Below are 26,340 nucleotides of genomic sequence, written 5' to 3'. Positions count from 1 at the left end.
CGTTTCAGATTTCAGCATGGAGGGGGATGAGTTGAACCTGAGGTTTATCTCCGTGAGGGTTTTCTGGTTTCTGCTGCTCCTCTGCGGTTTCACGGCGGTACACTCCGAGCCGGCCCACGCGACGGGTGTGCTCGCCTCCTGGTACGGTCCCGGCTTCTACGGGAGACCGACGGCGAGCGGTGAGCCCTACGATGCCTACGCGTACACCGCGGCGAGCAGGACGCTGCCGCTCGGGACGAGGCTCGTGGTGAGCATGGGCGGACGCTCGGTGGAGGTGACGATAAACGACCGGGGCCCGTACGTGGGAGCGAGGGCGCTCGATCTCTCGCAGGCCGCGGCGCAGTCTCTGGGTCTGATCCGTCCCGGCGTCGCCTACGTGGATTACTCGATCATCAGCTATCCGCAGTCCCAGACGGCATACCCTCAGGAGTCGGCGACCGGCCGGACTTATACGGTGAGGCCGGGGGACACGCTCACGTCCATCGCGGCCTACCTCGGCGTCTCTGTCGGCTACCTCGCGCGGTACAACGGCCTCGCGAACCCGGACTACATAAGGGTCGGGCAGGCACTCTACTACTGACCCGGACCGGCAAGGTCGCAGGCGGCGGGAAGCCCGGCCAGGCTCCTGGCCTCCCTCACGGCCCGCACGATCGCCAGGGCCAGAGCCAGCGCTCCTGCCGCCCCGACGACGTCCGACGAGGCCTCTACCTCCCCCACGGAAGCTGCGAAGACGGTGTCCCCGTCCACCGAAGTATGCACGGGGTAGACCGTGCGGGCGAGCCCGTCGTGGGCCATCCGGGCCACGCGGGTCGCCTGGGGCTTCGTCAGGCGAGCGTTGGTCGCAACGACGCCAAGCGTCGTGTTCTCACCCCAGCGCAGGCGCGAGGCCGCACCGGGCAAAAGCTCCACGCTGTCCCCGAGCGTACCGTCCTCCAGCCGGGGTCCGGCGACGATGCGCAGTCCATCCTGCGGATCACGCACGTCCCCCAGGGCGTTCACGACGGCCAGGGCTCCGACGATTAGGCCGTCCTCGAGGGAGATCGAGGCGCTGCCCAACCCACCCTTCATCGCCCGGTCCGGCCCCAGGACCTTGCCGACGCTCGCCCCGGTTCCCGCCCCGACGCTACCCTGCTCGAAACCCTCGCGCGTGGCAGAGCGAGCCGCCTCGTAACCCATCGTGCGGTCTGGGTAGGCATCGTGCGCGCCGATCGTGAGGTCGAAGATCACCGCCGCCGGCACGATCGGCACCCGTGCCACCCCCACGTCCAGCCCGACCCCCCGCTCCAGGAGAAACCCGACCACCCCGTCGGCGGCCGCGAGGCCCAGGGCGCTCCCGCCGGTCAGAAGCAACCCGTGCACCTCCCCGACCCGTCCGGTCGGGCTCAGAGAATCCGTCTCCCGGGTGCCCGGTGAGGCTCCGCGCACGTCCACTCCCACCGTGGCCGGACGGTCGAAGAGGATCGCCGTGCAGCCGGTCACGCCCTCCGCATCCGTCGCGTGCCCCACCCTCACGCCGGGCACGTCGCAGAGGTCGTCAGCCACCGGGCTCCTCGTCCTTCGACGACAGCCCCCACTCCTCGGGATCCGCGGGCCGCACGCCGGGGTTGTCCCGGGCGAGACGGCCGAGCGGGACGAGCTCGGGTTTCACCTGCGGCTCGAAGCGGACGAAGACGGCGTCTTTCACCATCGAGTAGTCCACGACCTTACCCTCGCGCTTCCCGAGCCTGACCATGGTGTTCTTGAAGGGAGCCCGCTGTTTGAACTCCTTGTAGACCTCGTGCTCGTAGCGCATGCAGCACTTCACCTCGCCGCAGCAGCCGATGATCTTCTCGTTCGGCGTTACGCCCTGCTGGCGGGCGAGGCGAGGGTTCACGGGCCCGAGGCTCCTGGCCCCGCTCCAGGTCGCGCAGCACAGCGGTAGCCCGCAGGTATCGCACCCGCCGGCCCGCCCGGAGCGCTCGATGAACGTGTAGCGCTTGAGCGAGACGCTGGCCCCGTACTTCCGCTCCAGCCCGGCCTGTACGGGACGCAGGTCGGGCCTGCCGTCGGACTGGTACTTCACCTCGATGTAGGACTCATCGAGCGTGAGGTCACACCCGATGAACCTTACCCCCTGAATACGGTGATCGCGGGCCAGCTTCTCGGCCTCGACGCGCACCTCCCGGCCGAGTTCCCTGTGACGGTCCTCGACCCGCTCGTCCTCCTCGGTGGCGACCCGGATTATCTCGTAGGGCGTGGTGTACGGCTCCCGGCGGCGCGGGGTGAGAGCGACCCGGCCGAGCAGCGGCCCCACCTCGGTGTCGACGACGACCCTGTAGCCGACCCTGAGGTCGAGGTCATGTGCGTAGCAGAGTCGCGTGACGCTCCAGCCGGGTAGTCTGACGTCTACCAGCCGCGGGAGGGTTCCAGGATCTTCTGCCGCGCTCTCGATAGCACCACCTCCAGTACAGCCTCTGGAGAGGCATTATACGCCAGCGCCGAAAGCCCTTCGTCCACCTCCCGGGCGGCCCCGACCCAGTCGGCTCCCGGGAAGCTCGCCACGACATCCTCTATTTTGTCTCTGCGGTCCACGTTCGCGACCAGCTCCGGTGCCCCCGCGGCCGTAACCGCGGCGTCACGATAGGCAAGCTTCAGGAGGTCGAGCGCCTCCTCCGTCGCCTCCTCCCGCGCCGCCCGTCCGGCGCGGCGCGCGTCATCCCTGGTGCGTCGGTCCTGCTCTCGGGCCGCTTCGAGGAAATCCCGCTCCTTTCCCTCTCCAACCCCCTCCGCACGATCCGCCATGGCCTCCGCATGCCGGAGCACACCCCCCACCCCGGAAGAGAGGTCGAAAGCGGCCTCGAGAGCGGCATCCCTGAGCAGCATCATCCCCTCATCCGCATAACGCAGTGAACGCCCCACGCTCCCCCTCCCCAGCGAGGCGGCGAGCGCCGGGTTTTCGACCCCCCGCTCTGCGAGGAACCGCTCAACCTCGGGAACCGGGACGGGATCGAAGCGTACCCCACGGGCTCTGGAGGCTACCGTCGGGAGCACCTCCTCCCGGGAGGTCGAGAGCAGTATGAAGACCGTCTCTCCCTCGGGCTCTTCGAGGGTTTTGAGCAGGGCGTTTGCGGCCTGCAGGTTGAGCGTGTCCGCGCGAAGCAGGAAGACGCGCCGCAGACCCTCGAACGGCCGGCTCGAGGCTCCGCGGATCACGTGTCGAACCTGCCCTATGGTGGTGAACGTCCCCTCCGGCACCACCTCGACCACATCCGGGTGGTGCCCGCGCAAGACCCGCTCCCTGGCCACGGGGTCATCCCCCGCCACAAGAGCGGCGGCGAACCTGCGCGCCACGGTACGCTTCCCGACGCCTCGTGGCCCGTAGAAGAGATAGGCGTGAGAGACGTCCCCGCTCTGAAGCGCACCGCTGAGCAGCCGCCGGACACCCGGGTTGCCGATCACACCATCGAAGATAGGATCCATCCTCCTACGGAGTATAGCGCCGCAGGATCTCCTCCCTCACGACGGTGACGAGGTGCGCCGGCTCCCTGCGGCCGTCGAGCGTGACGACGCGTCCGGGCTCGGAGCGGGCGATCTCCTCGAATCCCTCGACGACCCGTCTCATGAACCCTTCCCCCAGACGTTCGATCCTGTCCGGCGGAAGGCCGGCACGCCGGGCACGTTCCATCCTCTCGTCCTCTTCGACACGAAGGTAGAAGGTCACGTCCGGGACGAGGTCATCGACCGCGCGGGCGTTGATCTGTCGCACGGCGTCGGCGCCTAACCCCCGGCCGTATCCCTGGTATGCGATGCTGGAGTCGAGATACCGCTCGCAGACGACGAGCTGACCCCGTCCGAGGCGGGGCAGTATCTCACGCCTGGTGTGGTCCGCGCGCGCCGCCGCGTAGAGGTAAGCCTCGGTCCAGGGGTCCATCTCGAGGTGGGGGTCGAGCAACACCTCCCGGATACGCTCGGCCGTTGGGGTCCCCCCGGGCTCCCGGGTGAAATGAGCCTGCGGGAAGTGGTTCCTGAGGAACCTCGCCAGCGTCGACTTCCCCGAGAAGTCGGCGCCTTCTACGGTGACGAACAGCCCTGCCCCCTCTTCTAGGCCGCCCGCCTGCCGGATCCACACCCGGCCGCCTCGACGAAAGCGGAGAAAAGCCGACGTTGCTCCGGCCACGCCTCCCGCATGGCCTCGGCGTGCCACTGGATACCCAAGACCCAGCGGGAACCGTCGCGCCACTCGAGGGCTTCTACCACACCGTCGGGAGAGCGCGCGCTCACCTGCAGATCCCCGGCGACCTCCTTCACGGCCTGGTGATGGTACGAGTTGACCGCGAGCCGCTCCTTACCGAGTATCCTCCCGAGAAGGGATTCACCGGCGATCTCGACCTCATGCGCCGGAACCCACTTCGGCTCTTTCTGCCTGTGCTCGAGCACCCCTTCGCCGAACTGAGCGTGAAGATCCTGGTAAAGGCTGCCGCCGAGCAGCACGTTCAGCACCTGCAGCCCCCGGCAGATGCCGAGCACGGGCAGCCCCGCCTCCAGCGCCCGCCCGGCGAGCGCGAGCTCGAAAGCGTCACGCTCGGGGAGCGTCGTGCCCGTCTCGGGCATCCTCTCTTCCCCGTAGTGAGAGGGATCGAGGTCGCTGCCCCCCGAGAGGAGCAAGCCGTCGATCCCGCCCAAAAGCGCGTCCACGGCACCACGGCCGACGACGGGAGGCAGCACCACCGGCACCCCTCCGGCCTCCACCACGCTCTGCACGTAGTCCAGGTCAGCCCGCACGAAGCGCCCGAGCGGACGCTCCGCCACCGTCTCCGTGTCGTCCTTGAGCGTCGCGCTCACGCCGATTACCGGGTCTGATTCAATTCGCCTCCGATGAGCCGTCCGCGTCCCCATGATGGCCTACAGCGTCGCGGCGTAGCAGACTAGAGCGGATAGGACCGCCAGGAGCACGTATCCAGCGGCGCAGGCACGTCCGGGAGGAGAAACTCTGTAAGGAGCGGGGCGTTCCCGAAGGTCCACCCGGTGGCTTATGTGGTGGACTTCTCCAGCTCTTCCTTCGCTGCCTCTCGCGATCGCTCCTCACCCTTTCCGTTCTCGCGTTTCTTCGGGCAGTCCATGTTTATGCAGGTGGTCCACGGACGACGCTTGCCGATGACCTTTATCTCCGGGGCACCGCAGGCGTCGCAGAGCGTCCCCAGAGGGATGATGTCCCCCTTCTGGGGGAGCGGGAAGGTCGTGCGGCACTCCGGGTACCCCTCGCAGCCGGCGAAGCGCTTGCCGCTCTTGCGGTTGCGCCTTATCTTCAGGTTGCGACCGCAGACCGGACAGGGTCCGAGCGTCTCGTCCCCGCGGATGCCCTCCCAGACGATGTCCGCGAACTTCTCCTCCTGGCTCGTCAGGTGATCGTAGACCCGGCGCAGCACCTCGCGCGAGGCGTCCACCACGGACTCCTTCTCGACCCGGCCCTCGGAGATCGCGTCCATGCTCCTCTCCAGCTCGGCGGTCATCTCGTGCGAGGCTATCTCCGAAGCGAACTGCTTGAGCGCCCGCGCCACCGCCATCCCGGTCTCCGTCGGGACTATCGGATCACCGTGGATGTAGCCCCTGTCGTAGAGGTTCTGGATTATCGCCGGCCGGGTGGCCTTCGTGCCGAGCCCGAGATCCTCCATCACCCTTATGAGACGCCCCTGCCCGTAGCGTCCCGGCGGCTGGGTCTGCTTCGAGAGCACCTCGGCCTCGACGAGCCGCACCCGCTGCCCCTCTTCGAGCGCTGGAAGCTCCTCGTCCGGCCTGCGCCCGTAGGGGTAGACCCCGAGCCACCCCTCCTCGGTGAGGACCGTACCGCGGGCGATGAGGGGCTCCCCACCGGACTCGAAGCGCAGCGTGGTGCGCAGCGTCTGCGCCGGTCCGGAGAGGGTCGCCAGAAACCTCCTCACCACGAGCTGGTAGATCTTCCACTGATCGTCCCGCAGATCACCCTTGCGGGCGGGTCCAGTCGGGTAGATCGGGGGGTGGTCGGTGGTCTGCCGCCTGCCGCGGGTCGGGGTGAAGCGCTTCTGTCCGGAGAGCTTCTCGGCGTAAGGCGCCACACCCTCCACCCCGCGCAGGAAATCCACGACCTCGCGCAGATCGAGTGACTCCGGATAGACGGTGTTGTCCGTGCGCGGGTAGGAGATGTACCCCTCGGTGTAGAGATCCTCCGCGATGCGCGCCGCACGTGAGGGTCCGATCCCCAGGTTCGCCGCCGCCGAGAGGAAGGCCGTCGTGTTGAACGGAGCCGGGGCCGGGCGGCTGGCGGAGCGCTGCTCGACGTTCGTGACGACCGCCTCGTCGGTGAGGTTCGCGTGCGCGGCCCGGGCTGCATCCTCCTCCTTGAAGCGCCCGGCGGCGTGGCGGGCGGTGAACCGCTCGCCGTTCTCGAGCAGCGCCTCTATCTCCCAGTAGGGCTCGGGGACGAACGCCCGGCGCTCCAGCTCCCGCTCGGCGATCAAGACCAACGTCGGGGACTGCACCCTCCCCACCGAGAGGAAGGCGCTCCCGTAGCGCTTCACCGCCCTGGAGACCCAGCGGGTGAGGGTCGCGCCCCAGATGAGGTCTATGTCCTGGCGGGCCTCGCCCGCGGCGGCGAGTTCGTGCGAGACCTCCACAAGATCCTCGAAGGCACGCGTCACCTCCCCCCTGGTGAGCGCCGAGAAGCGCGCCCGCTCCACGTTGTCGACCAGCTTCGGGTTGGCGTCGAGCGCGAGCGTGAGCGCCTCCACCCCGATGAGCTCGCCCTCCCGGTCGAAGTCGGTGGCGATGACGATCCTGTCGGCCTTCTTAGCCAGCGACTTTATCGCCTCGGCCACGCCCTTCTCGGAGACGGACTTGAGGATCCTGGCGTCTATCAGCTCGCGCGGCTCGACCTTCTGCCAGTTCGAGTACTCCTCGGGGTACTCCGGGTTGAGCACGTGCCCTTTGAGCCCGACCGAGACGCACTCTTCGCCCTTCCACTCGAAGGAGTGGTAGGGCACGCTGCGGTGCTTGCCGTCCTTTACCTTGCCCTCGGCCAGAAACGAAGCTATCTTCCTGGCCGCATTCGCCTTCTCAGAGATTATTAATCGCATCTTGATCCTGTTTATAACACAACACGAATACGATGCGCCGGGGCGAAGAACGCGCGTTCACACCCCCACGCCCGGGGAAGTCTATCAGCGCTTGCGGGCCGCGCTCAACCCTGCTTCCCCCCCGACGAAAGCCCGCACGACGAAAAGACCGACGATCCCGATGAGGGTGGCGAACCAGAGCGTGGCGAGCCGGATGAGGAAGGTGAGCGCGACCGCGAGCCCGGCCGGGAGCCCGGCCAGCCCGTCGAACATCCCCGTAAGACCGGCCTCCGCGGCCCCGATACCTCCAGGCAGCATGCTCCCCACCCCGACGAGCGAGCTCACCGCGAAGATGAAGACCACCATCAGAAAAGGCCGCTGCACACCGAGCGCCACCGAACAGAGATAGACCGCGGAACACTCGAATCCCCAGGATACGAAGGAGATCCCCGTCCCTGCCACCAGAGGCCGCAGCCCCAGAAGCTCGCTCGAAGCTCCGTGAAACACCCTCACGTGCGGCGCGAGCCGGTCGAGCAGCGGGAGCCGGCTCAGGATACGCTCGGCGACCAGCGAGAGCCTCTCGGATCTCAGCACCGCGATCCCCACGACGGCCACCGCCAGAAACAGGAGCAGAACCTCCGGACCGAAGCTGAACGAGAGAGCGCCGAGCAGCCCCCACAGCACCATCCCGGTCCCGTCCGTCGCCCGCTCGGCCACGACCGCCGGGGCGGTGCGGGCTATCGGGGTGCCGTTCACCTGCCGGATGAAGGCGCTCTTGAGCACCTCCCCGAGCTTGCCCGGCGAGATCGCCATGGAGAGCCCGGAGGCGAAGATGGCCACGTTCGCTGCCAGCGGCACCTCCACCCCGATGACGCCCAGATAGTACCTCCAGCGGACGAAACGCCCCACGTAAGAGAGGAGCACGAGCCCCAGGATCGCCGGCAGGAGCGACCACCGGAACCGCCCTAGCGCCGACTCGAAGTCGCCCAACCCCGAGTAGACCGCGAGCGCCAGATAGACCGCGACCGCGAAGCTCAGCGCGAGCGCGAGGTTGCGCTTGATGCGGTTCACCCACCCACCCCTACTGCACGTAGAGGACGAGGAACACCACGACGAGCCACAGAAGCAGCGTGATCTGCAGCGGCCGGTCCCGCAGGAGCAGCGTGTCCGGGTTGCCCCCTCCCGCCCGGTGTACCAGCAGCATGTAGCGGAAGACGCCGTAGATGACGAAAGGTATCGTCGCCATCATGTAGTTCTCGGCCTCGCTCTTGTACACGAAGAACGTGTACATCGAGTAGGCGATTATGGTCGCCGCGAGCATGATGTTCATCATCTGGTCGAGCATCTCGACCGAGTAGTCCTCCAGGTTCCGGCGGTGCCCTCCGGCATCCTCGCCGAGCACCGCGAGCTCGTGGCGGCGCTTGGAGAAACCCAGGAAGAGCGTCAGGAGCCCGGTGCAGACTATCAGCCAGGGCGAGACCGGGCTGTGCACCGCGGCGACGCCCGCGAGCGCCCGGATGACGAAGCCGGCCGAGATGGCCATCACGTCCAGTATCACCAGATGCTTGAGGACGAGCGTGTAGAAGGCCTGAAGCAGCAGGTAAGCCACCGCAGAGAGCCCCACGACCGGTCCGATCGCGAAGCACAGCCCGAGCCCGATGGCGGCGAGCATGGCCGCGAAGGTCAGCGCGGCCCGTGGTTTTATCTCACCGCTCGCCACGGGACGGAACCTCTTGGTCGGGTGCTCCCGGTCCTCCTCGACGTCCAGAGCGTCGTTCGCAGCGTAGGTCGCGGAGGAGAGAGCACAGAAGGCCACGAAAGCGACGAGGGCGGAGAGGACCGCCGGGGGATGGTAGGCCTGCCGCGCGAAGAGGAGCCCCGCCAGCACGAACCCGTTCTTCGTCCATTGTTTGGGTCGCGCCAGCCGCAGGTAGGGGTTTTTCATGCTGAGGCCGACGGTCTTCACGAAAGCCGGTTCTACCACAAACGCCGGCCAAAGTCTTCGGGAAGGCGGGCACGATCCTTGTGGTGCTGGCAAAATACCCGGCAGGGTGACCGGCGATCGGCTATATATGTGGGGACCTTGAAGGAGATCTCGGAAAAGACCGGCAGGGGAAGCGGTTGATTGGTCGGCGCTCGCTCTCGGAGTGGTTCTGGCTCGCGCGGCCTTTCTCGCTGACGGCGGCGGTCGTTCCCGTGCTGGTCGGCTCCTCCCTGGCGGCGCTGGAGGGCGGGTTCCGGGCAGGCCCCGCGCTGGCGATGCTCCTGGCCAGCGTCCTCATCCAGGCGGCGACGAACATGTTCAACGAGTTCTACGACGAGAAACGCGGGCTGGACACCGAGCGCTCGGTCGGGATAGCCGGATCGATAGTCAAGGGGAGACTCCCGGCGCGGGCGGTCCTTCTGGGGGCGCTCCTCTGCTACACGCTCGCGCTCTTCTTCAGCCTCTACCTGGTCGCGGTCGGGGGCTGGCCGATCCTCGTTCTCGGATGCCTCTCGGCGCTCGGCGGCTACGTCTACTCCGCGGGCCCGCGCCCCATCGCCTACACCCCGGCGAGCGAGGCGACGGTCTTCGTGTTCATGGGGCTGATCATAGTCGTGATCACCTACGGCGCGCAGACCCACGGCTACCCGGCCACGGTCCCGCTCGTCGCGGTCCCGGTGGGCTTTCTCGTCTCCGCCATACTGCTCGCGAACAACATCCGGGACCTGGAGTCCGACCGGCGCGGCAACAGGAAGACGCTCCCGATAGTCCTCGGCCGCAGGGGCGGCGCGGCCGTCTACCGCGCCCTCCTGGCGGGCGCCTACCTCTGGGCGGCGATGCTCCCGATCGTCGGGATCCTCCCCTGGAGCGTCCTGCTCGTCTTCCTCAGCATCCCGATCGCGCTGCGCCTCTGGCGCGCCATCCTCGCCAGCACCTCCCCGGAACGCCTCGACCCCGTGGTCAAGCGCACGGCCGGGCTGCACGCCATCTTCGGGCTGCTCTACGCGGCCGGAATCCTGCTGGGTACGATCTTCTGATGGTGGTAACGGGCGGACACTACGTGAGCGCCAGCTACCCGATCAGCGGGCTCTCCCAGGAGGAGGTCTTCGCGGCCCTGCTCGAAGTCTGGCGCTTCCCGGAATGGGCTTGCGGGCTGGAGCGGGTCAGCATACTCGGAGGCGGCCGTGAGGTGCGCCCGGGCACCGCGCTGAGCTTCGCCCTGAACGCAGCCGGCATCCGCCACGAGGTGGAGAGCACCATCACCGTCGTGGATCCTCCCCGGACCCTGCAGTGGCGTTACACGAGAGGTGCCAGCGGTACCGGCGGTCTGGCGGTGGACCGGGAAAGCGCAGGAAGCGTGCGCGTGACCTTCACGACGAACTACGTGGTGGAACCGCGGTGGCTGGACCGGATCGCGGCCCGCCCCTTCTTCCGGCGAGCCGCCGACGACCTGCTGCGTCGCTCGCTCAGGAGACTGGGCTCCTACCTCTCCTCCGGCGGGTCATTTCAGCGATCGTCGTCCCCGTAGACGCTGCGCTCGAGCTCCTCCTCGCGCTCGCCCCCGTCGCCGGGCTCCGGCGGGACGGTCGCTGGGTTCACGTAGCGCGCGATCAGGACGCTCGCCTCGTACATGACGAGCATCGGGGCCATCATGAGGAGCATCGTGAACGGGTCCGGGGTCGGGGTGAGGGCGGCGGCGACCACAGCGATGACGACGACCGCATGCCGGCGGTACTTCTTGAGGAAGTCACCGTCCACGAGACCGAGTTTCGCCCCGACGAAGGTGGCGGCCGGGAACTCGAAGACTATCCCGAAGGCGAGCAGAAAGCGCGTGACGAAGGAGAGGTAGGTGTCGGCGGTGATGATCTCGGTGTAGCGGTTCGGCGCGTAGTGGAGCAGGAAGTGCAACGCCACCGGCAGCGCCGCGTAGTACGCGAAGCCGATCCCGGCGATGAAGAGGAGCGAGGAGAAGCCGATCAAGATATAGGTGAAGATGCGCCCGGCCTCGCCCACCGCCGGGGCCACGAACGCCCACGCCTGGTAGATCAAGACCGGAAGCGTCACCACGAACGCCGCGTAGAGGGCCAGCTTGAGGTCGGTGAAGACCGGCGCGGTGACCCCGGTGAAGTGAAGTTTTTTGAGCCCGGAGGGGGCCAGGAGCCAGTCGTAGATCCGCACCCGGAAGAACCAGGCGACGACCGTCGCCACGACGAAGGCCACCCCGACCTTGATTATCCTCGAGCGCAGCTCCTCGAGGTGTTCGATCAGGGTCATCCTCTTCTCGTCGCGGGGACGCGCCAGCGCCCTCAGGCGGTTACCAGCCAAAGCTCAGCCTCGCCTCCCGGGATTACTCCGATACTTCAGTCGCGATTGCCCTCCACGGAACGGGGCCGCTGCTCTTCCTCGTCGTGCTCCTCGCCGGAGATCCCCCTGCGGAACTCGCGGACCCCGCTGCCGAGCCCTCTGGCCAGCTCGGGGATGCGTCTGGCTCCGAAGAGCAAGAGCACGATGATCAATACTATCAGTAGCTCGGATCCACCCAGGTAACCCGGCAAGGTTTCTCCTCCTCGTTCTGAAGTCCTGCTCGCGAAAGAGCGCTGGACTCATTCTACTACCTCCCGAAAACATCATCCGGTGCTGCCACCGTGCAGGGCGTCGGAGATCTGCTTGCGTACCTGATCCGCCTGTTTGCCCTTGGGATGTTTGTCGAGGTACTTGTTCCAGTATTTGACCGCGAGCCCCGGCTGTCCGGCCCGCTGGTAAGCCTCTCCGGCGGCCAGGTACAGACGCGCGACATCACCGCTCGGAGCGATCTTCGAGGCCCCGGCGAACGCGTCTGCGGCCTTCCCGTAGAGCTTCTTCTGCTCCTTCCCGGAAGCCGATTGGGCCTGCTGCGCGTAGACGTCCCCGAGGAGCATGGCGATCTGAGCGTTCTTCGGGAAGTCCTTCCGGCCCTTCTCGAGGACCTGCCCGGCCTTACGCATCTGGCCGTCCTGGGCGTAGAGGTATCCCAGACGGAAGACGGCGGCGGGGTCCTTCGGGTGATCCTTCGCGTAGCTTTCGGCATACTTGATCTGCTGTTTCACGCTCACCGTCTGCGGGTGCTGCTGCGCCGGCTGGTTGCTCCGGAACGCCTGGAGGAAGTCGATGTTGAGACCGGTCCCGAGCCCGGCGAACAGGAAAGTGGCCAGGAACAGGATGATGAGCGCGAATGCACCGATCCTGGTCCAGAAGCTTATCCTGTCGCGGTCCATCATCATCGCGGGGAGGCCTCTCTCGGGGAGGTTGGTTCAGCTCTCGACCCGATTGTATATCAGCTCGCCCCTGGCGACAGTCGCCATGACACCACCATCTGCTGCGGCTTCGAGCACCTCCATCTCCGGCTCGTGCCCGCCCGGGGAGCACTCCACGATGGCGAAATCCGCCCACTTGCCGGGCACGAGGCTCCCGGTCTCCCGGGCGATGCCCAGCGCCTCGGCCCCTCCGAGCGTAGCGAGGCGCAGGCCCTCCGCGCCGCTGAAGCCGTGCAGCCTCACGGCGTGGAGCGTCTCCTCGAAGAGGTTGAGGCTCGGGCTGCTCCAGAGGCCGTCGGTGCCCATCCCCACGCGCACCCCCCGCGCCAGCATGTCCGGCACCGGAGAGACCCCGCAACCGAGGAAATCGTTCGAGCGCGGGCAGTGCGCCACGGCGGTACCCGTACGGGCGAGTATCTCGATGTCCGCGGTCGAGACCCCGGTGGCCAGATGCGCGGCTATCGTCTGCGGGGCGAGGAGCTCTACGCTCTCGGCGTAGGCCACCGGGGAGAGCCCGACACCTCCCCAGTCGTTCTCCCCGAAGATGTCCCGCAGGGGTCCCTTCCCGTCGCGCACGAACTCCACCTCCTCCGGGCTCTCGGAGAGGTGTATCGCGAGCAGGTCCCCGAGCTCTCTCGTGCGCCGCGCCGCGAGCCGCGAGGACTCGGGGTCCACGGTGTAGGGCGAGTGTACGCTCACGTGAGCCTCGACCCTGGGAGGAAGAAGCCCCTCCCTCAGCTCACGCACCCTGCGGATTATGTACTCGACCGCCTCGCCGGGCGTCCCGTCACCGATCTCGTGCGGGAAGAACTCAGCGTAGACCCTCCCCGCCATCCCGCTCGCGGCGAGCTGCGGCAGACACTCGCCGTAAGGCGAGGATTCCGCCATGTAGGTGGTCCCGGCCTCGACCGCTTCTCGGGCGCCCGCCTCGGCGGCCCGGGCCGTATCCTTCTCCGGGAGGCGTTCGATCAGGCCCTTGAGCCAGCGGGAGAAACTCCCCCCTTCCGGCCCCTCTCCCCGGGCGAAACCCAGGTGGGCGTGCGCGTTGACCGCCCCGGGCACGAGAGCGCACCGGGGGAAGTAGCGTACCTCCACACCGGGATGCTCCCGCGAGATCTCCCCCAGCGGCCCCACGGAGCCTATCCTCCCCTCCTCCACCAGCACGCCCCCCTCGCGGATGACCTCACCCTCCACCGGCAGCAAGACCCCCGCGGCGAAGATCTCAGGCATCTCTTCCCACCACCTCGCTGGCTATCATGTGCAGTACGTCGCGCTCGGGCCCCGCAGGCAGGAGCTCGAGCTCCATCAGGGCGGTCTCTATCTCCTTTCTCGCCCGCTCTTCCGTCCCCGCGATCGCCCGGGTCTCGAGCACGGCCTCGATCCCGGCCTCGAGCAGGGCCTTCTCCGGCCGCGGCGTCCTGAGCACCTTCCGGATCAGCCCGGCGTTACCCTCCTGCATGGCGAGGATGATGGGCAGCGTGATCGTACCCTCCGCGAGATCCGAACCCGCCCCCTTGCCCATGACGCCGGGCTCCCCGACGAAGTCCATCACGTCGTCGGACATCTGGAAGGCGACCCCGAGCGATTGACCGTAGGTCGCGAGGGCGTCTATCCTCCGGATGGAGAGCCCACCGAGGGTCCCCCCGGCGACGCACGCCGCCTTGAAGAGCCCGGCGGTCTTCATCCTGATGTGCCGCAGGTATTCCTCGATGCCGACCTCGTCCCCGGAGGCCCGGAACTGTTCGAGCTCCCCGGAGGCGAGATCGCGGGCCGCCTCGGCGAAGACCCGTACTATCCTCGGGTCCCCGATATCGGCCAGCCGCGCGAAAGACTCCGCGAAGAGGTAGTCCCCGGTCGCCACGGCCACCTCCCGTCCGTAGGCCGCGACGGTGGTCGGGCGCCCCCGGCGGCTCTCGGCCCGGTCCACCACGTCGTCGTGGATGAGCGTGGCCGTGTGGAGTACCTCCACCGCCGCCGCCGCGGAGACGAGCGCCTCCCGGTCCGGCTCCCCCATGTTCGCGCTCAGGATCATGAGCAGCGGACGCAGCCTCTTACCGCCGGAGGTGAGCACCTCGTGGACCGGCGCGGCGAGCGGTCGCGGAGCCCCCTCGGCGACACCGACTAGCGTCTTCTCCACCGCCCCCAGTTGCTCCCCGATCTCCTCCGGGAGCAACGCCCTCAGGCTAGCGAGGCTTGGTTCCACTGTGGAGCGTGATAATTCCACCGGCGAGTCTTTCCCATGTAACGTTTCGTAGTCCACTTCTCTCCATTATGCCAGCCAGCTCTGCGGGCGCCACGAACTCCTTTACCGACCGCGGGAGGTAGGCGTAGGCCTCCCTGTCCCCTGAGATCATCCCTCCGAGGAGGGGAACGATCCTGTCGAACCAGATCCCGTAGAAGGCACGCGCCGGGACGCCCCCGGGCCGGGCTATCTCGAGGCAGACGGCTCGTCCTCCGGGCTTGAGGCACCGCCTCATCTCGGAGAAGAGCGCGGCGAGGTCCGGTATGTTGCGCGCCCCATAAGCGATCGTCGCCACGTCGAAGCTCCTGCTCTCTACCTCCTTCAGATCGGTCGCATCCCCGAGGCGGTACTCCAGATTCGCGTACATCCTGCGCCTGGCGATCCGGAGCATCTCGGGGGAGAAATCGATCCCCAGCACGTACCCGTCGGGTCCCACGGCACGGGCGAGCTCCCGGCTGAGGCTCCCCGTGCCGCACGCGAGGTCGAGCACCCTCGCTCCGGGCCTCACCCCGGCCACCTCGACGACCCGGGCGTTCCATCTGCGGTACATCCCGGCGGTCATGAGGAAGTTGAGCAGCTCGTAGCGCCGGGAGATCCTGTCGAACATCTCGCGCACGTACCGGGCCCGCTCCGCAGAGACCCCGCCGGATCCCGAAGGTCCCGCTCCCATCTTCAACCCGCGGCCTCGCGCGCCGCCCGGCGCACTCGATCGCGCGAGCGCTCGACGCTCTCCCCGGAGATGATGCGCAAAAGATCGGCCAGGTGGGGCACCCAGGTCTCGAGCGAGACCTCACCGCCGGAGGAGATGTGCCCGGCGCCGTCGCGTATCATCCTGCTCGCCACCGCCACGAAGTGCGGCTCGTTGAGGCACGAGATGATCTCGACGGCCCCGGCGTAGGCATCGTCCCCGGCGAGTATCTCCCCGTCGGCGGCGTGCCCGTGCGCGTAGTGGGCGTCGAAACCCCGCTGCAGAAAATCCAGCGCCTCCGCCACCACCCCGCCGCGATGGTCGTCCCCGCCGACGGCTTTGACCGCGTGCAAAAACACCCCTTTGAGGGAGACCTGCGGTGTCCTCTTGCGAGCGGCCCGCACCGTTCATCCCCCTCCGGCCCGGGAGAACCACTCCGACGCCGCCTCGACGGTGCGCTCGACGTCCTCCGCCGTGTGCGCCGCCGAGAGGAAAATGGTCTCGTACTGGCTGGGAGCGAGGTAGACACCCCTCTGGAGCATGTGCCAGAAGAAGTCCTTGAAGGCCTCGAGGTCGGAACGAGCGGCGGAGGCGAAGTCTCTGACCGGCCCTTCGGTGAAGAAGACGCTCACCATCGATCCCACCTGGTGTACCGTGACGGGCACCCCTCCCTCCGAGGCGGCCCGCTGCACGCCTTCCTTCCAGAGCCGCCCCAGCTCTTCGAGCCGCTCGTAGACGTTCTCTTCCCGCACGGTCCGCAGCGTCGCAAGCCCTGCGGCCATCGCCAGCGGGTTGCCAGAGAGCGTCCCTGCCTGGTAGACGGGCCCGGAGGGGGCGACGAGCTGCATGATCTCACGCTTCCCCCCGAACGCACCGACCGGGAGCCCCCCGCCGATGACCTTGCCGAGCGTGGTGAGGTCCGGCACCACACCGAAGCGTTCCTGCGCCCCGCCGTAGGCCACCCTGAATCCGGTCATCACCTCGTCGAAGATGAGCAAAGCACCGTGAACCCGCGTCATCTCCCTGAGGCCCTCGAGAAACCCTTCCACGGGAGGCACGCACCCCATGTTCCCGGCCACCGGCTCCACGATCACGGCGGCCACGTTCTCGCCCTCCCGCTCGAAGAGGGCCCTCACGGCATCCAGGTCGTTGTACGGCAGCACTACGGTGTCGGCCGCCGCACCACGCGTCACCCCGGGGCTGTCCGGGAGCCCGAAGGTGGCGACCCCGCTCCCGGCCGAAGCGAGCAGCGGATCCCCGTGCCCGTGGTAGTTGCCCTCGAACTTGACGATCTTCTCGCGCCCGGTGTAGCCGCGTGCGAGGCGTACGGCGCTCATCGTGGCCTCGGTCCCGGAGTTGGTCATCCTGACCATCTCCACGGAGGGCACGGCCTCGCAGACGAGTTCCGCCAGCTCCACCTCGAGCTCGGTCGGGGCGCCGAAGCTGGTCCCGTCTCGCACCACCCGCTCGAGGGCCTCCACGACGCGGGGATGGGCGTGCCCGAGGATGAGAGGCCCGTAACTCATCACGTAGTCGATGTAAGAGTTGCCGTCCACGTCGAAGATACGAGCCCCCTCCCCTCTGCGGATGAACAGGGGATCACCGCCCACCGAACGGAAGGCTCTGACGGGGCTGTTGACGCCGCCGGGCATCCTCGAAGCGGCCCGGCGCATGAGCCGGGCCGAGCGCTCCACCGCCGGAACGCTCCCGCCGCTCTCTCCGCTACCTCGCAACCGGCTCATAACCTCCGTCTCTCGAAAGCCTGGTCTTTGTATACGACAAACGCAAAATCGGCCGTAATGCCGCTTACTCGCCCGACAGCCAGCGGGCGGCGTCCGGTGCATGGTAGCTTATTATCATCCCCGCGCCAGCGCGCTTTATGCTCGTGAGCACCTCCAGGACGGCCGCGCGCTCGTCCAGCCAACCGTTCTGCGCGGCGGCCTTTATCATCGCGTACTCTCCGCTCACGTTGTAAGCCGCCACCGGGAGGTCGGTGGCCTCCCTCACCCTGTGGATGACGTCGAGGTAGGGAAGCGCCGGCTTGACCATCACGATGTCCGCCCCCTCCTCGACGTCGAGGGCGACCTCGCGCAGCGCCTCGCGCGCGTTGGCCGGGTCCATCTGGTAGCTGCGCCGGTCGCCGAAGGCGGGGGCGCTCTCGGCGGCGTCGCGGAAGGGGCCGTAGAAGGTGGTCGCGTACTTGGCGGAGTAGGCCATGATCGGGGTGTTCTCGAACCCCTCGCGGTCGAGCTCGGAGCGGATGGCGGCGACCCGACCGTCCATCATGTCCGAGGGGGCGACGATATCCGCCCCCGCCTCGGCCTGGGAGGCCGCGGTGCGCGCCAGAAGCTCGAGGCTGACGTCGTTGAGGATCTCGCCGGTCTCTTTCTCGACCACGCCGCAGTGGCCGTGGCTCGTGTACTCGCAGAGGCATACGTCGGTGATGACCAGAAGCTCCGGCAGGGCGTCCTTCATGGCCCGCACGGCGAGCTGGATGATACCCTCGGGGTCGTAGGCTCCTGAGGCGGCCTCGTCTTTGTGCTCCGGGATGCCGAAGAGCATCACCCCCGGTACCCCGAGCGAGCTGACGCGCCGGGCTTCCTCGACGGCGTTGTCTATGGAGAGCTGGAAGACGCCCGGCATCGAAGGGACCGGGTTCCGGACGTCCTCCCCGACGGTGACGAACATGGGGTAGATGAGGTCCTCGGGCGAGAGGCGTGTCTCCCGCACCAGCGACCTCAGCCTCCCGGTGCGGCGCATCCTGCGCAGTCTCTGCTGTGGAAACGGCATGTTATCCGACCTCTCCTTCAGACGCTGCGGAACTCATGAGCTCCGTGACGGCTTCCACCAGTCCGGGGATAGTGTACTCCCGCGCGACGGCATCGACGCGTAAGCCGTGCCCGCGCGCGGTTTGGGCGGTCAGCGGGCCGATGCAGGCGACCTTCGTCTTCCGCAGCAGCCGGACGGAGCGCTCCTCCCCGAAGGCCCGGACGAAGTTCTCGACGGTCGAGCTCGCCGTGAACGTGACGCAGTCCACCTCGCCGTCCTCGATCCTCCGCGCGAGGGCTTCCGCCCCGCTGGCATCCGGGACCGACTCGTAGGCCGGAGGCACGTCCACTTCGGCTCCGGCCTCCCTCAACCTCTCGGGGAGCACCTCCCGGGCAACCTTCGCCCGCGGGATGAGAATCCTCTTCCCCGCCAGCGAACCATCCCCTGAAACCTCCGGGATCAGAGCCTCCGCCCGGTACTCGGAGGGCACCGCATCGACCTTGAGCCCGGCCTCCTCCACCCGCCGGGCGGTCGCCGGGCCTATCGCCGCGATCTTCGCCCCCCTCGGCACGGAGCGTATGTCGAGGCCGCGATCTCGCAGGCGCCCCAGAAAGCTCTCCACGCCGTTGACGCTGGTGAAGACGAGCCAATCGTAGGAGTCGAGCCGGTCTATCGCCTTATCCAGCAAACCGAAGTCCCGGGGGGGACGGATCTCTATAGTGGGAAACTCGATGGCCTCGGCGCCGAGCTCCTCCAGCCTGCGGGAGAGCTCCCCGGCTTGCTTCCTCGCCCGGGTGACGACTATTCTCCTGCCGAAGAGCGGCTTACTCTCGTACCATCCGAGACCCTTTTCCCTGAGCCGGACGACTTCTCCGACGACGATCACGGCCGGGGGACCAAGACCAGCCTCTTCCACCCGCCCGGCGATGTCCTCGAGCGTCCCCGTCACCGTCCGCTGCTCGGGCAAGGTCCCCCACCGGATGCAGGCGACCGGCGTCTCGGGACGCCTGCCCGCCTCGACGAGGCTCCGCGCGATCTGGCGGATCCTGCCCACCCCCATGTAGAGGATGAGGGTGTCCGCACCCCGCGCCACCCTCTCCCAGTCCACGTCGACCCTGCCCTTCTCGGGGTCTTCGTGGCCGGTGACGAAGGCCACGCTCGCGGCGATCCCGCGGTGGGTGACCGGGATGCCCGCGTAGGCCGGCGCGGCGATTCCGCTCGTCACTCCGGGTACGACCTCGAAGGGGAGCCCGGCCTCGGCGAGCGCGAGCGCCTCCTCCCCGCCACGCCCGAAGACGTAGGGGTCGCCCCCCTTGAGCCTGACGACGGTCTTCCCCTCACGCCCCTTGCGCACGAGGAGCTCGTTTATCTCCTCCTGCCGCATCGTAGGACGTCCGGGCAGCTTCCCGACGTAGACGAGCTCGGCCCCGGCAGGGGCATATCTCAGTAGTTCCTCGGGGGCCAGCCGGTCGTAGACCACGACATCGGCCCGCTCGAGACACCTCAACCCCTTCAGCGTGAAGAGCCCCGGATCCCCGGGCCCGCTCCCGACCAGGTAGATCACGCCCCGCTCCTCGCCCGACGTACCTCTTCGAGAACCCTTCCAGCCCCCCGCGCCAGAAGCTCACCGGCCAGCCGCTCCCCGACCTCCCGCGCTCCAGCGCCAGACGCCTCCCCCTCGTACATCTCGCTCCCGTCCACCGACCCCACCCGCCCCCTCAACCGTACTTCGCCCCCCTCGACCACCGCGTTCGCCCCCACCGGAACCCGGCAGCCGCCCTCCAGCGCCCGCAGGAAAGCCCTCTCCGCCTCGACCGCGACCGCCGTGGGCCGGTGGTCGAGGACCCCACGCACCACACCGGCCAGAGGATCCCCCTCCCGCATCGTCACCGCCAGCGCCCCCTGCCCGACGGCCGGCACGAGGGTCTCTACCGGCATGACCGTATACCTTACGTCGAGCTTCAATCTGAGGAGGCCGGCGCGGGCGAGGACGAGGGCGAGCGCGTCGCCGCGGGCGAGTTTCTGGAGGCGGGTATCTATGTTGCCCCGGATCTCGACCACATGGAGGTCGGGTCGGAGGTGGAGGAGTTGGGAGCGTCTTCTGAGGCTGGAGGTGGCGACCGTAGCGCCTGCGGGGAGGGCATCGAGGGAGGTCTGACCATCGGAGACGAGGACGTCCCTCGGGTCCTCACGCTCCACGGTGGCAACGATAAAGATGCCAGATGGGATCTCGGTTGGGACGTCCTTGCAGGAGTGGACCGCCAGGTCGATCCCACCCTGTAGGAGGGCCTCGTCGAGCTGGCGGGTGAAGACGTCGCGCTCGTCCATCCTCGAGAGCGGCTCCTCCGGACGGTGGTCGCTCGTCGCCTTTATGGTTCTGATCTCGACCTCCAGGCCACTCTCGCGCAGCCGCCGCGCGCAGAGTTCCGCCTGGGCCAGAGCAAGCCGCGAGCCCCTGGTGCCGAGTACGAGACGCCGGCGGCTCATCCGCGCTTCGGACCGTGCAGTTCGACCTCGAACCCCTCCCGCTCCCACAGTCGCCTCCGCACCTCCGGGCTCTGCAGAGGAGAAGAAGCCCGGGACTTCACCTCCTGGATCGGACCGTGCAGCAGCTTGTTGACGATGGCGTGGGTCATCTTCTCCAGCACCTGCTCCTCTTCCGGAGAGAGGTCGAGCCTCTTCAGCGCCCGCGCCAGCTCGTGGCGCCGGATCCCCTCCGCCTCGTCCCTCATCTCTTTGATGACCGGCACCACGTCCAGGGTCGAGAGCCAGCTCATGAACTCCATGACGGCGGGGGAGATCATGGCCTCCCCCGCCTCCGCCGCGGCCTTCCGGTCGCAGGCGTTGCGTTCGACGACCGCCTGCAGGTCGTCTATGTCGTAGAGGTGGACCCCTCGGAGGCTCTGCACCCGGGGGTCTACGTCCCGGGGCACCGCGATATCGACGAAGAAGAGCGGCGCCGTCCGTCTCTCGACGGCCCGCCCGACCTCCTCCAGGCGAACGACCCACTCTCCGGATCCCGTGGAGCTCACCACGACGTCCGCAGCGGCGAGCTCCCGGCCGATGTTCTCGAACCCGACGGCGACTCCCTCCAGGCGATCGGCCAGCAGCCGGGCACGCTCCGGGGTGCGGTTGGCTATCCTCACCTCCCCGATGCCGCGAGATCTGAGGTGCTTGACGACCAGCTCGCTCATGTCGCCCGCGCCGATCACCAGCGCCCGCCGACCGCGCAGCCCGCCGAAGACCTCCTCGGCCAGCTTCGCCGCCACGTGCGGCACCGAGACCGAGCCGTCCCCGATCCCGGTCTGCGCCCGCACCCGCTTGCCGATCCTGAGCGCGGTGTGAAAGAGCCGGTTGGTGATATGGCCGGTCGCTTTCTCCTCCGTCGCCACGCGGTAGGCCTCGCGCACCTGTCCCAGTATCTGGGCTTCACCGACGACCATGGAGTCGAGCGAACTCGCCACCCGGTAGAGGTGCTCCACGGCCTCCTCGTCGGTCAGCCAGTAGGACTCGCGCTCCAGCGTCGCGAGCTGCACCCCCCGGTCCTCGGAGATCGCCGCCAGCAACGGGGCGCGCATCCCTTCGTCATCGAGGACGGCGTAGAGCTCCGTCCTGTTGCACGTGGAGAGCAGGACGGCCTCCGAGACGAGGCCTTCCTCCCTGATGCGCCGCAGGAAGCTACGTCCGGCACACACCGGGAACGCGACCTTCTCCCTGATCTCGACCGGTGTGGTCTTGTAGCTTATCCCCGCAACCGCGACAAGCAAGCCCTCACCTCCTCTTCGAGCCCTTCGTCATGCTCCCCCAGACGTCGCGTCTCCCCCACACGCCGCACGAGATCCTCCCACTCCCGCCCGAACAACCCCTCCAGCTGCCTCCGGATGGAACGCGCCAGAGCGGGGGACGCACCGCTCGTGGAGACCGCTATCTGGAGGGGTCCCCGCCGGAGCACCGATGGGAGGGAGAAGTCGCCCTCCGCCGGACGGTCGGCCACGTTCACCGGGATGCCCCTTCGGTGTGCCTCCTCCGCCACCGCCCGGTTCACCTCCCGAGAGTCGGTCGCTGCGAAAGCCAGGAAGGCTCCATCGAGATCCCCGCTCCGGTAGGGCCGCTCGTGAACCTCCCGGCTGATCCTCACGATCTCCGGACCGACGCTGGGGGCCACGGCGACCACCTCGGCACCGGCCCGGGCGAGCTCGAGGGCCTTGCGGGTCGCGACCCCGCCTCCTCCTACCACCACGCACCGCCGGCCGCGCAGGTCGAGGAACACGGGGTAGAGGAAGGAATCTTCTTTCGCGGGCTCCTCCGGCAAAGCACCTCCAACGCTCAAGCCTCTGACCAGGAAGGATTTCGGTTGGCAGATCTTCTCACAAATCTTTTCGGAATTCCGTATCGATGATCACTCCGCCGGGCTCTTGATCTTCTCGAGGAGCCTCACGCCCTCTATCCGCATGTTTTTGTCTACCGCCTTGCACATGTCATACAGCGTGAGCGCAGCGACGCTCACCGCCGTGAGCGCCTCCATCTCCACCCCAGTCCGATCCGAAGCCTGGGTGGTGGCCTCTATCACGACCCCATCCTCCTCGACCTCGAACTCGACGTCCACGTGGCTCAGAGCGATGCCGTGGCACAGCGGGATGAGCTCCGGCGTGCGCTTGGCGGCCACGATCCCGGCGATCCTGGCCGTGTTGAGGGCATCCCCTTTCGGGAGCGCCTTCCGCCTGAGGAGATCGACCGTCCCCGGGGAGAGGCTGATGCGTCCCGTCGCCCGGGCGGCGCGCCGGACGACGGGCTTCCCACCGACGTCGACCATCCGGGCGGCGCCCCCGGCGTCTATGTGCGAGAACTCGTCCATCACCGACCGATCTCCAAGAGTTTGCAAAAACCTGCTGCGGAATGCGGGGGAATCGAACCACCACGGCCCCTCTCGGAGCCGCAAACCGGTTTTGAAGACCGGCCGGGCCACCAGGCCCACGCATTCCGAGACGGATTTTAATACAGCAACCTAGCGGTAGCGGCGGGTGAGGACCCTCCTGTCCCCCACCCTCCGCGTCACGCCTTCTCCATCCGCGTACTCGAGCCAGGCCTGAGCGTACTTGCGGCTCGTGGACATGCGGTCCCGGAAGCCGGCGAGGGTCACCTCGTCCGACTCCCTGCAGAACGCGATTATCTCCTCGATCATCCTGCGCGCGACCTCCCGGGCGGCGAACATGTTCTCCCCGACCCTCACCGCCTCGCCCCGTCGCAACAGCAGCCGAAGCTCCGGGCTCTCCTCCAGCGTCGGCGCCTCCACACCCGCCTCGCGCAGGCGCGAAAGGAGCCTGCGCGCTCCCTCCTCGATCTCCTCGGGCACCTCCGCCTCCGGGAGACTCACCCCGGCCTCGGAGACCCTCACTTTCCCGGCTTTTGCAAGCCCATCCACGACGGCGTCGGCGAGGCGCTCCTCCAGACCCGTCACGGCACGCGCCTCCGCGAGCGAGAGCTCGGGGCTCTCGGGAGATCCCTCGTAACGCTCCCGCACCGCCCGCAGCAGCCTCCTCTCCCCCTCTTCTACGGCGGACTCGAGGGCGTACATCCCGCCGACGAAGACGACGCCCTCGATCTTCTCGTCGCCCCGCAATCTGCCCCGGGAGGACGGGACAAGCTCCGCCACCTCCTCCCGGGAGAGACCGGAACCCGGAGAGCGGCGCAGGGCAGCGGGCAGTATCCTCGTGAGATCCCCATCCTCGAGCGCAACGAGCCACTCCTCGTCCAGCCTCCGTCCTCTGGGACGGGGGTCGAGCACCGTGCCGCCCCCTATCGTGATCTGCGGAGCCAGAGAACGCAGCACGAACCGGTCGCCGAAGAAAGCCACCACCGGCGCTTCGAGCCTGAGACGCCCCAGCGCACTCTCTCCGGGTGCGAGCTCACCCCGCCCCGCCAGGAGCACCCGGGCGTTGACCGAGGTGGTGGCGTGATGAAACCGCACCCTGACACCGTGCCTGAGCGGCCTGGCCCCCTCCAGGAGCCTTATCCTCGCGTCGATCGTGCGCGTGGGAGGATGGGGCTCGGAGAGCAACACCTCGCCGGCGGAGATCTCCGAGATCTCCACCCCGGCGAGGTTGAGCGCCGTCCGCGCCCCCCGGCGGGCCACCTCGGCCGGACGGCCGTGGTTCTGTATGCTGCGCACCCTCGGGCGCAGCCCGGATCGGGTATGAAGCACGTCCCCGACCCGTATCTCCCCTGACCACAACGTCCCGGTCACGACCACCCCTATCCCCTGCAAGACGAAGGCCCGGTCCACGGGGAGCCGGGCGACGTCCTCCGCGCCGCGTCCCGGCCTCACCGTCTCCACCAGACGGTCCAGGGCCTCGAGCAACTCCTCCACGCCTTCCCCCGTGACGCCGCTGACCCGCACAACCGGGGCCTCTATCCCGACCGACTCCAGGTACTCCTCCACGTCGAGCTCGGCCAGAGCGGCCGTCTCCTCGTCGACCGCGTCTATCTTGGTCAGCGCCACCACCCCCTGCTCGACGCCGAGGATCCTGAGCACGTCCATGTGCTCTCGCGTCTGGGGCATGACCCCGTCGTCCGCCGCGACCACGAGCAGGAAGGCATCCACGCCCGTCGCCCCGGAGACCATGTTCCTGACGAACCGCTCGTGCCCCGGCACGTCGACCAGGCTCGCCCGGCGCCCGCTCGGCAGCGTGAGCTCCGCGTAACCCGGGACGATGGAGATCCCCCGCCGGTGCTCCTCTTCGAGCCTGTCGGTGTCGGTGCCGGTCATGCGGCGCACCAGGGTGGTCTTGCCGTGGTCTATGTGCCCGGCCGTCCCGATAGTCAGGGCTATGGGCCTCTCCTCAGACATCCCTGCAGGTCTCTGCAAGCGCAGAGCACACCTCCTCTTCCTCACCGGGGAGTATCGTCCTTAGATCGAGCAGCAACGCATCGTCCTGAACCCTCCCGATGACGGGGGGCTCGAACCTCCGAAGCCTCCCGGCGAGCCCTTCGGCATCGTGCGCCTCGATCCTGACGGCGAAAGAGGGGACTTCGTGCGTCGGCAGCGTACCGCCGCCGCTGCGGGCCACCGAGGGCACGACCCCGACCCGGACTTCCGGGAGTTTCTTTTCGATGCGGGACGCGAGCGTCCTTGCCCGCTCTTCGACCTCACCGGGCGCTGCAGCGAGCATCCGGAGCGCCGGGAGCTCGTCCCGGGCGGAGCCCTCCAGATACGCCCGCAGCGTCTCCGAGAGCGCCGCCAGGCACATCTTGTCCGCGCGAAGGGCACGGGTCAGGGGATGGGAGCGCATGGACGAGACGATCTGCGACGATCCCACCGCGATCCCGGCCTGCGGACCGCCCAGGAGCTTGTCCCCGGAGAACGTCACGATGGCAGCCCCGTCCCTCACCGCCCGCTGCACGAGCGGCTCGTCGGCGATCGGCAAAAGGGCCCCGCTGCCCACGTCGGCGATCACCGGGAGGCCCAGCGAGGCGAGCTCGTCGATCCACACGGATTCCGTGAACCCGACCGTCTCGAAGTTGCTCTGGTGCACCCAGAGGATGGCCCGAGTCTCCTCCCCGAGCGCGGCCTCGTAGTCAGAAAGACGGGTTCGGTTGGTCGTCCCCACCTCGCGCAGCTTCGCTCCTGAGAGGGCCAGCACCTCGGGTATGCGGAAGCCGCCCCCGATCTCGACGAGCTGTCCCCGGGAGACGATGACCTCTCCTCCCCGGGCCACGGCCGTGAGCGCGAGCAGCGCCGCCCCGGCGCAGTTGTTGACCACCAGCGCGTCCTCCGCTCCGGTCAGGTCCGTGAGCAGCGAGACGGCGTGGTCATAGCGGGAACCCCTCTTCCCGCGCCCGAGGTCGTATTCCAGGTTGGAGTAGCCGGTCGCCGCGACGTAGGCCGCCTCGGCCGCGCGCCGCGAGAGGACCGAACGGCCGAGGTTGGTGTGCAGGACGACGCCCGTGGCGTTGATGACCCGCCGCAGCCCGCGCCGCGCGAGATCCCGCTCGGCCTCGCCCACCACGTCCTCCACGGAGACCTTCCCCTCTCCGGCGCCTTCGAGGATGTCCCTGCGCCTGGCTTCAAGCACACGCCTCACCGCTCCGGTCAGCACGGCGCGCCCGTACCGCCTGGCGGCGCGGCCGGCCTCGGGCGATCTCATCACGGCATCGACGGAAGGAAGCGCCCGCAGCCTCTCTTTCTTCAGGGAATCCCGCATACCCTCGCCAGTATATAACGGTCTCGGCAAGAACCTCCGCGCGGCTATGCTAAACTGGGTCCCCGCTGGAAGTTCCTGTATCGGAGAGGACAGGGA

The 26,340-nt window shown here is 68.1% G+C and carries 27 protein-coding genes and 1 tRNA gene; 3 read left to right on the top strand and 25 right to left on the bottom strand.

What is annotated here, in order from left to right:
• Positions 1-31 precede the first annotated feature (31 nt).
• Positions 32-580: a septal ring lytic transglycosylase RlpA family protein gene (locus AC6EKW_RS11730; RefSeq protein ID WP_498514475.1), complete on the top strand. Its 549-nt coding sequence runs from the start codon at positions 32-34 to the stop codon at positions 578-580.
• On the opposite strand, the gene AC6EKW_RS11725 is transcribed toward AC6EKW_RS11730, so the two are convergent.
• The 8 genes from AC6EKW_RS11725 to AC6EKW_RS11690 form a co-directional block, all read right to left on the bottom strand.
• Positions 574-1,542 carry a P1 family peptidase gene (locus AC6EKW_RS11725; protein ID WP_498514474.1) on the bottom strand — a complete coding sequence of 323 codons (969 nt, stop codon included), beginning with the start codon at positions 1,540-1,542 and terminating at the stop codon, positions 574-576. The genes AC6EKW_RS11730 and AC6EKW_RS11725 overlap by 7 nt on opposite strands.
• On the bottom strand, positions 1,535-2,392 hold the full coding sequence (gene ricT / locus AC6EKW_RS11720; protein WP_273888553.1) for a regulatory iron-sulfur-containing complex subunit RicT: 858 nt from the start codon (positions 2,390-2,392) through the stop codon (positions 1,535-1,537). Before ricT ends, AC6EKW_RS11725 begins: the two co-directional genes overlap by 8 nt.
• On the bottom strand, positions 2,386-3,459 hold the full coding sequence (locus AC6EKW_RS11715) for a DNA polymerase III subunit (protein ID WP_498514473.1): 1,074 nt from the start codon (positions 3,457-3,459) through the stop codon (positions 2,386-2,388). Before AC6EKW_RS11715 ends, ricT begins: the two co-directional genes overlap by 7 nt.
• A gap of 4 nt (positions 3,460-3,463) precedes the next feature.
• The gene (tmk, locus tag AC6EKW_RS11710; protein WP_273888462.1) at positions 3,464-4,108 is read right to left on the bottom strand and encodes a dTMP kinase; all 645 of its coding nucleotides are present in this window, start codon (positions 4,106-4,108) and stop codon (positions 3,464-3,466) included.
• Positions 4,081-4,821 (bottom strand): gamma-glutamyl-gamma-aminobutyrate hydrolase family protein, encoded by a 741-nt coding sequence (locus tag AC6EKW_RS11705; protein ID WP_498514472.1) that lies wholly within the window; start codon positions 4,819-4,821, stop codon positions 4,081-4,083. Before AC6EKW_RS11705 ends, tmk begins: the two co-directional genes overlap by 28 nt.
• Before the next feature lie 188 nt (positions 4,822-5,009).
• The gene (locus AC6EKW_RS11700; RefSeq protein ID WP_273888460.1) at positions 5,010-7,088 is read right to left on the bottom strand and encodes a DNA topoisomerase I; all 2,079 of its coding nucleotides are present in this window, start codon (positions 7,086-7,088) and stop codon (positions 5,010-5,012) included.
• An 84-nt stretch (positions 7,089-7,172) separates the two neighbouring features.
• Complete coding sequence (locus tag AC6EKW_RS11695; RefSeq protein WP_273888459.1) at positions 7,173-8,138, bottom strand: lysylphosphatidylglycerol synthase transmembrane domain-containing protein; 966 nt, start codon at positions 8,136-8,138, stop codon at positions 7,173-7,175.
• Between the two features lie 10 nt (positions 8,139-8,148).
• Positions 8,149-9,033, bottom strand: a complete 885-nt coding sequence (locus AC6EKW_RS11690; RefSeq protein ID WP_273888458.1) for a decaprenyl-phosphate phosphoribosyltransferase — start codon at positions 9,031-9,033, stop codon at positions 8,149-8,151.
• A 155-nt stretch (positions 9,034-9,188) separates the two neighbouring features.
• Here AC6EKW_RS11690 and AC6EKW_RS11685 point away from each other — a divergent pair, with 155 nt between their 5' ends.
• Both AC6EKW_RS11685 and AC6EKW_RS11680 read left to right on the top strand, forming a co-directional pair.
• The gene (locus AC6EKW_RS11685) at positions 9,189-10,088 is read left to right on the top strand and encodes a 1,4-dihydroxy-2-naphthoate polyprenyltransferase (RefSeq protein WP_273888457.1); all 900 of its coding nucleotides are present in this window, start codon (positions 9,189-9,191) and stop codon (positions 10,086-10,088) included.
• On the top strand, positions 10,088-10,579 hold the full coding sequence (locus tag AC6EKW_RS11680) for an SRPBCC family protein (protein ID WP_273888456.1): 492 nt from the start codon (positions 10,088-10,090) through the stop codon (positions 10,577-10,579). Before AC6EKW_RS11685 ends, AC6EKW_RS11680 begins: the two co-directional genes overlap by 1 nt.
• On the opposite strand, the gene tatC is transcribed toward AC6EKW_RS11680, so the two are convergent.
• The 17 genes from tatC to selA all read right to left on the bottom strand — a co-directional run bounded on the left by tatC (position 10,558) and on the right by selA (position 26,244).
• A complete protein-coding gene (gene tatC / locus AC6EKW_RS11675) occupies positions 10,558-11,376 on the bottom strand; it encodes a twin-arginine translocase subunit TatC (protein WP_498514471.1) in 819 nt (272 codons plus the stop codon). The two genes, AC6EKW_RS11680 and tatC, sit on opposite strands and share 22 nt — an antisense overlap.
• A gap of 35 nt (positions 11,377-11,411) precedes the next feature.
• Positions 11,412-11,606: a twin-arginine translocase TatA/TatE family subunit gene (gene tatA, locus AC6EKW_RS11670; protein WP_273888453.1), complete on the bottom strand. Its 195-nt coding sequence runs from the start codon at positions 11,604-11,606 to the stop codon at positions 11,412-11,414.
• Between the two features lie 72 nt (positions 11,607-11,678).
• Complete coding sequence (locus AC6EKW_RS11665; protein ID WP_273888452.1) at positions 11,679-12,311, bottom strand: tetratricopeptide repeat protein; 633 nt, start codon at positions 12,309-12,311, stop codon at positions 11,679-11,681.
• 30 nt (positions 12,312-12,341) lie between these two features.
• Positions 12,342-13,574, bottom strand: a complete 1,233-nt coding sequence (locus AC6EKW_RS11660) for an amidohydrolase family protein (RefSeq protein ID WP_498514470.1) — start codon at positions 13,572-13,574, stop codon at positions 12,342-12,344.
• The gene (locus AC6EKW_RS11655; RefSeq protein ID WP_273888450.1) at positions 13,567-14,517 is read right to left on the bottom strand and encodes a polyprenyl synthetase family protein; all 951 of its coding nucleotides are present in this window, start codon (positions 14,515-14,517) and stop codon (positions 13,567-13,569) included. Before AC6EKW_RS11655 ends, AC6EKW_RS11660 begins: the two co-directional genes overlap by 8 nt.
• A gap of 10 nt (positions 14,518-14,527) precedes the next feature.
• Positions 14,528-15,256: a ubiquinone/menaquinone biosynthesis methyltransferase gene (locus AC6EKW_RS11650; RefSeq protein WP_273888552.1), complete on the bottom strand. Its 729-nt coding sequence runs from the start codon at positions 15,254-15,256 to the stop codon at positions 14,528-14,530.
• Between the two features lie 2 nt (positions 15,257-15,258).
• Entirely contained in the window at positions 15,259-15,678 is a 420-nt protein-coding gene (locus AC6EKW_RS11645) for a hypothetical protein (RefSeq protein WP_273888449.1), read from the bottom strand.
• Positions 15,679-15,681: 3 nt separating this feature from the next.
• Positions 15,682-17,016: a glutamate-1-semialdehyde 2,1-aminomutase gene (gene hemL / locus AC6EKW_RS11640; protein ID WP_498514469.1), complete on the bottom strand. Its 1,335-nt coding sequence runs from the start codon at positions 17,014-17,016 to the stop codon at positions 15,682-15,684.
• A gap of 64 nt (positions 17,017-17,080) precedes the next feature.
• On the bottom strand, positions 17,081-18,064 hold the full coding sequence (gene hemB / locus AC6EKW_RS11635) for a porphobilinogen synthase (protein ID WP_273842990.1): 984 nt from the start codon (positions 18,062-18,064) through the stop codon (positions 17,081-17,083).
• A gap of 1 nt (position 18,065) precedes the next feature.
• Positions 18,066-19,607, bottom strand: coding sequence for a uroporphyrinogen-III C-methyltransferase (gene cobA, locus AC6EKW_RS11630; RefSeq protein ID WP_273888447.1), 1,542 nt, complete (start codon positions 19,605-19,607; stop codon positions 18,066-18,068).
• Positions 19,604-20,530 (bottom strand): hydroxymethylbilane synthase, encoded by a 927-nt coding sequence (hemC, locus tag AC6EKW_RS11625; protein WP_498514468.1) that lies wholly within the window; start codon positions 20,528-20,530, stop codon positions 19,604-19,606. The genes cobA and hemC overlap by 4 nt, the downstream gene beginning before the upstream one ends.
• Positions 20,527-21,810: a glutamyl-tRNA reductase gene (hemA, locus tag AC6EKW_RS11620; protein ID WP_273889436.1), complete on the bottom strand. Its 1,284-nt coding sequence runs from the start codon at positions 21,808-21,810 to the stop codon at positions 20,527-20,529. The genes hemC and hemA overlap by 4 nt, the downstream gene beginning before the upstream one ends.
• Complete coding sequence (locus AC6EKW_RS11615; protein WP_273889437.1) at positions 21,786-22,355, bottom strand: precorrin-2 dehydrogenase/sirohydrochlorin ferrochelatase family protein; 570 nt, start codon at positions 22,353-22,355, stop codon at positions 21,786-21,788. The genes hemA and AC6EKW_RS11615 overlap by 25 nt, the downstream gene beginning before the upstream one ends.
• Positions 22,356-22,442: 87 nt before the next feature.
• Positions 22,443-22,898, bottom strand: a complete 456-nt coding sequence (gene moaC, locus AC6EKW_RS11610) for a cyclic pyranopterin monophosphate synthase MoaC (RefSeq protein WP_498514489.1) — start codon at positions 22,896-22,898, stop codon at positions 22,443-22,445.
• Positions 22,899-22,933: 35 nt separating this feature from the next.
• Positions 22,934-23,025: transfer RNA gene (locus AC6EKW_RS11605), tRNA-Sec, on the bottom strand.
• 23 nt (positions 23,026-23,048) lie between these two features.
• The gene (gene selB / locus AC6EKW_RS11600) at positions 23,049-24,908 is read right to left on the bottom strand and encodes a selenocysteine-specific translation elongation factor (RefSeq protein WP_498514467.1); all 1,860 of its coding nucleotides are present in this window, start codon (positions 24,906-24,908) and stop codon (positions 23,049-23,051) included.
• On the bottom strand, positions 24,883-26,244 hold the full coding sequence (gene selA, locus AC6EKW_RS11595; RefSeq protein ID WP_498514466.1) for an L-seryl-tRNA(Sec) selenium transferase: 1,362 nt from the start codon (positions 26,242-26,244) through the stop codon (positions 24,883-24,885). Before selA ends, selB begins: the two co-directional genes overlap by 26 nt.
• Between the last annotated feature and the right edge of the window lie 96 nt (positions 26,245-26,340).

The sequence above is a fragment of the Rubrobacter sp. M3-4 genome, from assembly GCF_059772285.1.
Note: the sequence above shows the minus strand (reverse complement) of the source record. Positions and strands in the feature narration are given on the sequence as shown.